This is a genomic window from Candidatus Magnetobacterium casense (assembly GCF_019173545.1).
GTDB lineage: Bacteria > Nitrospirota > Thermodesulfovibrionia > Thermodesulfovibrionales > Magnetobacteriaceae > Magnetobacterium > Magnetobacterium cryptolimnobacter.
Genome location: NZ_JABXWD010000372.1, coordinates 1 through 3,306, shown reverse-complemented (window position 1 = coordinate 3,306; position 3,306 = coordinate 1). Strand labels below are relative to the sequence as shown.

At 47.6% G+C, this 3,306-nt stretch carries 3 protein-coding genes; all 3 read right to left on the bottom strand.

All coding sequences use genetic code 11. The features are described from left to right. Positions 1-691, bottom strand: a 691-nt coding sequence (locus HWQ67_RS15010; protein ID WP_218253504.1) for a hypothetical protein, incomplete at its 3' end; no start/stop codon positions are given. 1 nt (position 692) lies between these two features. Next, complete coding sequence (locus tag HWQ67_RS15005; protein WP_218253503.1) at positions 693-1,550, bottom strand: hypothetical protein; 858 nt, start codon at positions 1,548-1,550, stop codon at positions 693-695. Between the two features lie 73 nt (positions 1,551-1,623). Beyond that, on the bottom strand, positions 1,624-3,306 hold a 1,683-nt coding region (locus tag HWQ67_RS15000), incomplete at its 5' end, for a hypothetical protein (protein ID WP_218253502.1).

Genomic DNA, 3,306 nt, shown 5'->3' with positions numbered 1-3,306 from the left:
GTAGAGAATCCCACGAATCCGGCTCACCATCGATATCATCGACCGCTTTGGCAATATCGTTGTCGTCATGGTTATAAATCATGTCACGATCCCTTGGCATGACAGCACCCTCTATCCATGCGATGATTGCCATCAGTATTCCCAACCAGAACACTAGGAAATAGATATCGGTAACCCCTGATCTCTCCTGGTATGCCCAGATTGCGAATATCACCCAGACAATGCCACTGGCAAATACCAGTGGGGAGTGTCTGAGAAAATATCCGGCGACCATCATTCCCAATGCTAATAATACGAATGCTACAAACATGATACTATCCTCCCACCATGACGGTGTGCTTTTGACTTGAATATCAGTGGCCCCGTATAGTGTCGGGCTGGCAGATACATATTCTATAGAGTATATTCCCTCATCATTCGGGGCTGTAAAATCAACTGAGTACATCCCATTGCTGCCTGCTACATATGTCAAAGTGCCAGATTGCACTATTGCCCCTGCCCCATTACGCATGGTATATGTCACTGTAGCCGTGGCTACCGGCGAACCCGTGGCACTTAACACTTGGGCATAAATTGTCCCATCCTCACCTGGTTCATATTGTGCTGATGCAATACCATCGGCCATCGCCATAGGGGGTAATATGATTGTAAGTAGCAATAAAAAAAAGAGAAATAAATTAAATCTATTCATATCAATCGGCCTCCGCTAGCCACGCCTGAGTCAAATACAATTCATTGGGGGTATCGCTCCAAGCGCACTGGATAGATATTGTATTGATGGCCGTAGTATCAACATGCACTTCTTCGTTTACAGATTGGGTTATACCTGCCGAGCTAATTACCTGAGCATATCCTGAAACCGTTCCCGCCGCCCCGATAGAACGGACTGTGAACCATGCATCAATAGACCACGGATCATCGGTTACGACACCTGCTGGCGTCGTGATCGTTATCAGTGACGTACCATTAACATTGACTGATAAATTGGCCGTGTCGGCAGCATCATGAGTGGTATATGTCCCACACGCTTTAATTTCGTACACACGATGTGCTCTTAATTCATCAGCATTCAACACTCCTGACCATAAAACGGTGGTTGCAACTGTGGTCGCTGTATTGGTAGTTATAACCGAATCGGACGCCAGAGAGATAAATCTCCGGTGATTGGTAGGCGTCAAATAAATTCCTGTACCGTCAAATTCCATTGCGCCTGCATGAGGAACGGTCAATAGCGGCCCCTGTAAAAACACCAGCGGAGATTCGTTCGCCGCCGGACTGCCAGCCGTCAGCACGAGAGGGGCATGTAGATCAATGGTGCCATCTGCATAAATATCCAGATCACCAGCATTATCAGACCCAATATATTCAGTGGTATTTGTAAACTGGATTGGATTGGTTGTGATATTACCTTTATCCGTCACCTGTTGAAGCGTCGGTATGGTAACGTCACTGGATTGTAATACAACAGTCTGGGCCTCAAGACCCATATCCGTGTTGAGCATCATCGGTAAAAGCAATATTGTTAGAACTATAATTACCACTGTTTTCATAGTTAAATCTCCGATGGCAGAATCAACAGGATTGCCAGCAATGCAAATGTGACTCTCATTTAGTCCTCCGTGTCTATGGTCTCGTGAACACGTATGTCAGCCTTAATCCGTAAATCATTGCCTGCGTGTTGGCTACACTCCCAATTGGCCGTGCTGCTCGTATCCCTATACAATCGTTAGCCGCTAGAGACGATAGCGTACTGGATATATTGTCCTCATACCAATAGTTGGTCTGCACGTTGACCCGTGACATAGTGCCGCTGGCCGCATGAGTGTTATACCCCTGGCCTGATGATCCGTAGACAGTTGACACACTGGTTATCATCGTTGTCCCGGCTGCTGCTATGGGCATCCAGACTATTTTAGCCGACACCAGACTGGTAAAATCATCCGGCACGGCAACTACAATGTATCCGTTTTCCCCCTCCGCGTTTATCAGAGCCCCCGGTATTACGTCATATGCTATAAAATCAGGATCGCCAAACGTGCATGGATAGAACGCTTCCCGCGTCCCGCTGTAGGCTAGATCTTTGAATGTACCGCGATAATCTGATACGTCTAAATTCCGGCCATAGAACCTGTTCAGTATTCCGTCGTCAGTGTATCCTATGGCCTCGGCAAATCCATTGAGTGTCACCTGATTGTCATTGGCCCCGGAGTAAAAATGAAGGGCTTCACCGGCCACTGCAATACCGTCAGCACAGCGCACGTTCCAGACATTGGTCCCACCATAGGCTGCTATACCGATCTCGTCAGCACTCCCGATATACACATTCCACTCATTCCCATAGTGATTGGTGCAGCCCGGATCCCCGTCCCGGATTGCTACGTCGCAACCTTTAATCCTGGGGATGTTGAACGTATTTCCGTAAACACCATTAGCCGCGTCATTTTGTATGTAGACTCCATAATCTCCATTGTGGATATCGTTTGCGGTGAATGTGTTATAGATAATGTCTCCATTATCCGGGTCAAGTTCAATACATGCGCTGCTGCCTGATTGCGCGGTTAGAACCACTGCGCTGGATACCATGAAATCGTTGATCGTAAATATAGTCAATCCGTCAGGTCCGGCATGTGTCGGCTTGATTAAGATTGGTGATTTGGTCGTGCTGGTAACTACGCCCAGATTTATCGATGAGTCCATCGTGGAATCGAATTTAAAGGCACTCGTCCCAGATGTTCCTATATGTACTCCGCGAGTGTCGAAAACCGTATTTTGCAACGGGGGAACTTGTATCTGGGAGGTGCCCAGCGACCACGCACTTTCCCAAGACGTCTGGTTGCCATCCTCTCTCAACAGGATACGCTTGCCACGGATACAGGATGCACTGTGAGTTCCTACCCCTGATGTTACCAGACTATTTAATGTGGACTGGATTACGGTATAAGCCGAATTCCCTGACGTGTAAATAGTCCCATCTGAAGATTTTGCCGTGTAATATTCACTATTCGCATCTTTGGTGATAACAACGTCATACCCGCCTGTTTTGACCATGTCAATAGCATAATGTTCAGAGCCTATCCAGCATCCAATCAGTTGACCTCCACTCACACCACCCGCATCGAACCGGATATCCTGAAATACCCAGTTAGACCCGCCTGCCGTTATACAGGCATTAACACCATCCCGTGATATGTACGATGCGTAGCCAACACCTTCCCAGATGACGTTCCCGATGGCCCTTGTTACGTTGACGTCAAAATCATAGGTGCCACCGAACACGACGATCTTGCCACCACCTGCCGGTAGATC

Excerpts from the sequence above, each read along its gene's own strand:
- HWQ67_RS15005 (WP_218253503.1), bottom strand. The coding sequence starts at position 1,550 with ATGAAAACAGTGGTAATTATAGTTCTAACAATATTGCTTTTACCGATG.